The following is a 5,030-nucleotide window of genomic DNA, read 5'->3' on the forward strand; positions in this document are numbered from 1 at the left end:
CCTTTTCGACGCCGATCACCCCGCTACCGGGGTCCCTTTTCCACGCCGATCCACACCGGACGATGAAGCCGGCAACCGCGCGGGCGAGCTGCGGGCGCTGTTCGACGCCGCCGGCTCGGCGAGCCCAAGGCATCTTTGGTCACGGCTGGCCCGTCGTCGCGTCGACGCATGGGCGAAGCGGATCATTGAAGGCATTCGGGCCGGGAGCATCGGCTCGGGCTCGGGGACCGCGGCTTACGCGATAGCCTGGCATCGCGACCGGCACGACGATCTTCTTTCGCCGCACGTCGCAGCGGTCGAACTGGTAAATGTCCTTCGCCCGACCGTCGCGATCGCAGTGTACATCACCTTCGTCGCCCACGCGCTGCAAACCTGTTCAGGGATCAGGGCGGCCTTGGTTCAGCAGCCGGACTATGCCGAGCTCTTCGTCCAAGAGGTCCGCCGATTCTATCCCTTCTTTCCCGCTGTGGTGGCGCGCGCGAGCCAAGATTTCGAGTGGGAGGGGATGGCCTTTCCGGAAGGGCGTCAAGTGGTGCTAGACCTTTATGGGAGCAATCACGACGCAGCGACCTGGGCCGACCCCCAGGAGTTTCGCCCTGAGCGTTTCAGGGCTTGGGACGAAGACTCCTTCAACTTCATTCCGCAGGGCGGCGGCGATCACTATCTCGGCCATCGCTGTCCCGGCGAATGGATCGTCCTCGCGATCATGAAGGTGGCGGCACACCTCCTCGTCAACGCGATGCGCTATGACGTACCGGACCAAGACCTGAGCATCGATTTCGCCAGGCTGCCAGCGCTTCCGAAAAGCGGCTTCGTGATGCGCAACGTCCACATAGGTGGCTAGGGCCGCGTGCCGTGGTGATGGTGATCGGCTCCGTTATCGACCGTTTGCGCGAGTACGGGGTGCGATGCGACATCTACGCAGTCGAATGTTGGTTCAGCAAGTCGATCACGGCGCACCTCGCCGCCCCGTCGCCTTCGCAACGGTCGATGGTCGCAGCCAGCAGGCTTTCTAGTTGCGCCAGATCCTCCATCTTAGCGCGCACACGCTCTAGATGGTGAGCCGCGATCTCGCGGACCTCACTGCATGACGCCTGCGCAGAACCGCCAAGAGACAGGATCGCGCGCACCTCGGCCGGGGAGAAGCCGAGTTCGCGCGCGCGACGGACGAACCCAAGTGCGCGGACGTGACCGGTCCCATATACCCGCCGCCCGCCGCTTGTGCGGGGTGGCGTTGCGAGAACACCAACGCGCTCGAAGTACCGGATCGTCTCGATATTCACGCCAGTCCGGCGAGACAGCTCGCCGATCGTGATGCTTTCCTCAACGCGCATATATTGCTTGCTCCTGTAGTCACTACAGGATGCATAACGGGCTAACCCGCTAGAGGCGATAGATGAACCAAGAGACCATCCCGCGTGAACCCCTAGGCGCACCAACGTCACGACGTCGCGCCGACACGGGGCTATCCGCCCTCGGCGCGCTTGCGAGCTTAGCCGCTGTTCTAGCTGCGGCGTCATGCTGCGTCCTGCCCCTCGCACTCGCGGCGCTCGGCCTGGGGGCGGGCCTGTCCAGCAACTTCGCCGCGCTGATACCACTACGGTGGCCGCTAACGGCGACCTCCCTCATCGGCTTGGCTGCTGGGTGGTGGGCCTACGCGCAGCGGCGGAGGTCCTGTGCTGGGGACCGGTCCTGCACAATGCCGCTGCCCTCGCGCGCGACACCTATCCTGCTCGCGATCGGAACGGTTCTGACGCTTATCGCGTTCGCCTGGGACCTCCTAGAAGCGCCGCTGATGAACGCGCTTTCCTGATGCAGCTCACCTCAACCCTGACCTGTCCCAAATGCGGCGGGGTGGCCACCGAAAGGATGCCCACCAACGCCTGCCAATTCTTCTATGATTGCCGGCATTGCGCGGTGGTGCTGCGGCCCCTGGCTGGCGACTGCTGCGTGTTCTGCTCATTTGGCGATGTCCCATGCCCTCCGATCCAGGAAGCGAAAGCAAACGGGACTGTGGCGGGCTGCTGCGGGTGAGGCGATAGCTTCACGTTTCTTCGTGAACTGGGGTCCTGCTCGCCAAGGTCGCGCAAGCGAAATTGCCTACTTCGGTCTTATTCGACCGGTTCCTGACCTGCCTCAACTGCTCATTTTCGAGAGGGCATTTGAACAGGATAGCATTTCGGGCGCTTCAAAAACCCTTGCTCCTCCAGTTGCTAGAGCATGTAACCGCAATTTGCTCTCCTGCGGACGGGGGGCTGGAGGTGGCTTTTTGACGGCCCGTGTTGAAGCAATCGGTATGTCTCGACGCTCATTAGTGGCGCGGCTGGTGGCCTGTGGAACCGGCTTGGTGCTCGGTTCTCCAACGCTCGCGCGACAGACTTCCCGGTCTGCGGCCTCGTGGAACTTCGGCGCGGCTCACCTCGAATGGGAGCCGCTGGAAGTCGGCACGGGTGATACCCTCCTTGTTTCGGCACAAGTGCGCGGAGTGCCGGCGCGGGCGGTGCTCGACAGTGGCAGCGGCGCGTCGATCATGAGCACGGCGCTCGCGACGAAGCTCGGCTTGAACAATGGTGAGCGGCGCATGATTAGCGGGCTGAGCGCCAAGGCCCCGGTGCTGCTGGTCCGCGACATCGACGTACAGCTCGCCCGCGAAACCCGTCGCTTACCCTTTGCCGTTGTTGGTGATCTGAGTTCAGTGTCGGCGGCCTTCGGACGACCGATCGACGTTCTCCTCGGTGCCGATATGTTCACGGGCAGCTGCATCGCGCTCGATTTCGCGAACAGGCGTATGGCGGTCGTCAAGTCAGGCACGTTTCTCGCCGGCCCCGACTGGCGCGCTGTCGCGCTCGGACGCGGTGCCAAGCAGGAGCTGTTCATCCGGGCCTCCGTCGAGGGCCTGTCTCCCGTGCCCTTGATGATCGATCTTGGCAGCTCGGCCGCGCTGATGCTCTCGTCGGCCTATGCCCGCGATCAAGGGCTGTTGAACGGGAAGCTCGTCTCGACCGCGGCGATCGGCGGCGTCGATGGCGTGCGGGTCAACGATGCTTTCACAACCCAGAACATCAACATTGAAGGGCTTGGCGTCTCGAACGTCCCCACACTCGGGATGAGAGCTTGGCTCTCCACCAGCACGGTTGGCAATGTCGGCCTACCGCTGATCGCTCAATTCGACGTGGTGTTCGACGTGACCGCCGGATTCGTGTGGCTCCGGCCACTCGGTCCTCGTCGTCGCCTGCCGATGCTGAAGGACCGTAGCGGCCTTGGCCTCGCAGCCTCACCAACGGCGCTCACCGTCGTTCATGTGGCGGCGAACAGTCCCGCGGAAAAGGCTGGCTGGGCGGTTGGCGACCGGATCGTGGCGGTGAACGGCCATTCGATCGATGCGAACTATACGCGTGGGGAGCTCTGGCAAGTGCGCTCCCGGCCTGCTGGCACCCTCGTAAAGCTGACGATAGCCTCGGGTGATGTGCGCGACCTCAGGCTAGCCGACTATTACTGATCGGCTTGAGGGTGGCCTTTGCCGATCGCCTTCATGATCCGACAATCGGCCATGCGCGCCTTGGTGCAGCTCTGGCTGAGCATTGCCAACTCATCCCGCAACACCGCGAGTTGCGCCAGCCTCTCCTCAACATCCTTGAGGTGCTGAGCAGCGATAGCTGAGGCGGCACCACAATCCTGGTCCGGGTTCTGCGCCAGCCCCATCAACGATCGTATTTCGTCGACCGAAAAGCCGAGCCGGCGACCGTTGCGGATGAAGTGCAAACGCTCGATGTCGCTGGCATCATAGGTTCTACGGCCCGACGCCGTGCGCGGGGCGGAGCGCAGCAACCCGATCGACTCATAAAACCGGATCGTCGTCACTTTTGTCGACGTCTCGCTGGCGAGCTGCCCAATCATCACCGGCTTCATCATGCCATCCTTGCTAATGCGAACGTGTCGCACATTTCGCTTGCTTCTACAGCGACTGGAGGTGGTAAGGAAGGCCGCATGAATGCTTCTACCGAAAGCTGCGGGTGCCACGGGGAGCCCGCGCGCGCGCAAACCGATCCGGCCTATCGCCGTGCGCTGCTGACCGTCGTGGTGCTCAACCTCGGCTTCGGAGTCGCCGAGCTGTTCGGCGGGTTCATCGCCGATAGCCAAGCGCTGAAAGCGGATTCCCTCGATTTTCTCGGGGACGGGTCGATCAGCCTTATCGGTCTTCTCGCGCTTGCCTGGTCCGCACGGGCGAGGGCAAAGGTCGCGCTGACGCAGGGGTTGTTTCTCGGTGCGCTTGGCGTGGGCGTAATCGGTTTCGCGATTTGGCGCGCCCTGAACGCAACCGCGCCGGATGCCGAACTGATGGGCACAATCGGCGTTGTCGCGCTCGCGATCAATGTCGTGTCCGCCTTGGTGCTTGCGCGTTTCCGGGAAGGGGACGCCAATGTTCGCGCGATCTGGCTGTTCAGCCGCAACGACGCGCTCGCCAATGTCGCGGTGATCGCCGCGGCCGGTCTGGTGGCGTGGACAGGAAGCGCCTGGCCGGACCTCGCCGTCGCCGGCCTCATCGCCCTCCTGTTCCTCCACTCCGCTTATGAAATCGTCACTGGCGCTCGGCGCGAACTGGGAGAGCGGTAGTGCGTCTGCTCACCTTGATCCGGGCAATGCTCTCGCTGCGGCTGCTCGCCGCGCTCGCTGCGCTGCTGATCCCTGCTGCGGCATTCGCCGAACCCGGCGACGTGCAAACCGCATGGCGGCTGCTCGACTATATGGCCGTCGATTATGGAGGCGCGGTCGCGAACGGTCGGATCAAGAGCGCGTCGGAATACGCCGAAATGAATGAGTTTGCCGCGTCGGTCTCGACACGGCTTCAAGGCCTGCCGGCGAAGCCGGAGCGCCAAGCCCTCATTCAGCGGGCCGCCAACCTCCAAGCGGTAATCGCGGAAAAGGGATCGACTGAACAGGTGGCAACACTGGCGCACGGGCTCGCGGCCGATCTGCTGCGCGCCTACCCGGTGCCGCTCGCGCCCGATAAGGCTCCGAACCTCGTCTCC

At 63.7% G+C, this 5,030-nt stretch carries 7 protein-coding genes and 1 pseudogene; 6 read left to right on the top strand and 2 right to left on the bottom strand.

Annotation, left to right across the window (positions count from 1 at the left end; genetic code table 11):
- Window positions 1-844: cytochrome P450 (locus AX685_RS16735; RefSeq protein WP_156445884.1), on the top strand; the 844-nt coding region annotated here is incomplete at its 5' end.
- Between the two features lie 73 nt (window positions 845-917).
- Here AX685_RS16735 and AX685_RS16740 read toward each other — a convergent pair.
- Complete coding sequence (locus tag AX685_RS16740; protein WP_017980798.1) at window positions 918-1,334, bottom strand: MerR family transcriptional regulator; 417 nt, start codon at window positions 1,332-1,334, stop codon at window positions 918-920.
- Window positions 1,335-1,396: 62 nt separating this feature from the next.
- Here AX685_RS16740 and AX685_RS21220 point away from each other — a divergent pair, with 62 nt between their 5' ends.
- The 3 genes from AX685_RS21220 (at window position 1,397) to AX685_RS16745 (ending at window position 3,499) form a co-directional block, all read left to right on the top strand.
- Complete coding sequence (locus AX685_RS21220; RefSeq protein ID WP_017980799.1) at window positions 1,397-1,813, top strand: mercuric transporter MerT family protein; 417 nt, start codon at window positions 1,397-1,399, stop codon at window positions 1,811-1,813.
- Entirely contained in the window at window positions 1,813-2,034 is a 222-nt protein-coding gene (locus AX685_RS23380) for a GDCCVxC domain-containing (seleno)protein (RefSeq protein WP_081609171.1), read from the top strand. The genes AX685_RS21220 and AX685_RS23380 overlap by 1 nt, the downstream gene beginning before the upstream one ends.
- Window positions 2,035-2,296: 262 nt before the next feature.
- The gene (locus AX685_RS16745; RefSeq protein ID WP_081609172.1) at window positions 2,297-3,499 is read left to right on the top strand and encodes an aspartyl protease family protein; all 1,203 of its coding nucleotides are present in this window, start codon (window positions 2,297-2,299) and stop codon (window positions 3,497-3,499) included.
- Here AX685_RS16745 and AX685_RS16750 read toward each other — a convergent pair.
- A complete protein-coding gene (locus tag AX685_RS16750) occupies window positions 3,493-3,909 on the bottom strand; it encodes a MerR family transcriptional regulator (protein ID WP_004212867.1) in 417 nt (138 codons plus the stop codon). The genes AX685_RS16745 and AX685_RS16750 overlap by 7 nt on opposite strands.
- Window positions 3,910-3,987: 78 nt before the next feature.
- Between AX685_RS16750 and AX685_RS16755 the strand changes: the two genes are divergently transcribed.
- Entirely contained in the window at window positions 3,988-4,614 is a 627-nt protein-coding gene (locus tag AX685_RS16755) for a cation transporter (protein ID WP_004212870.1), read from the top strand.
- Window positions 4,614-5,030 (top strand): annotated as a pseudogene (locus AX685_RS16760) (iron permease); the annotation flags it as partial. The gene AX685_RS16755 and the pseudogene AX685_RS16760, both read left to right, overlap by 1 nt.

It is taken from the genome of Sphingomonas sp. CCH9-F2 (genome assembly GCF_001556735.1).
In the GTDB taxonomy this organism is placed as follows: domain Bacteria; phylum Pseudomonadota; class Alphaproteobacteria; order Sphingomonadales; family Sphingomonadaceae; genus Sphingomonas; species Sphingomonas ginsenosidimutans.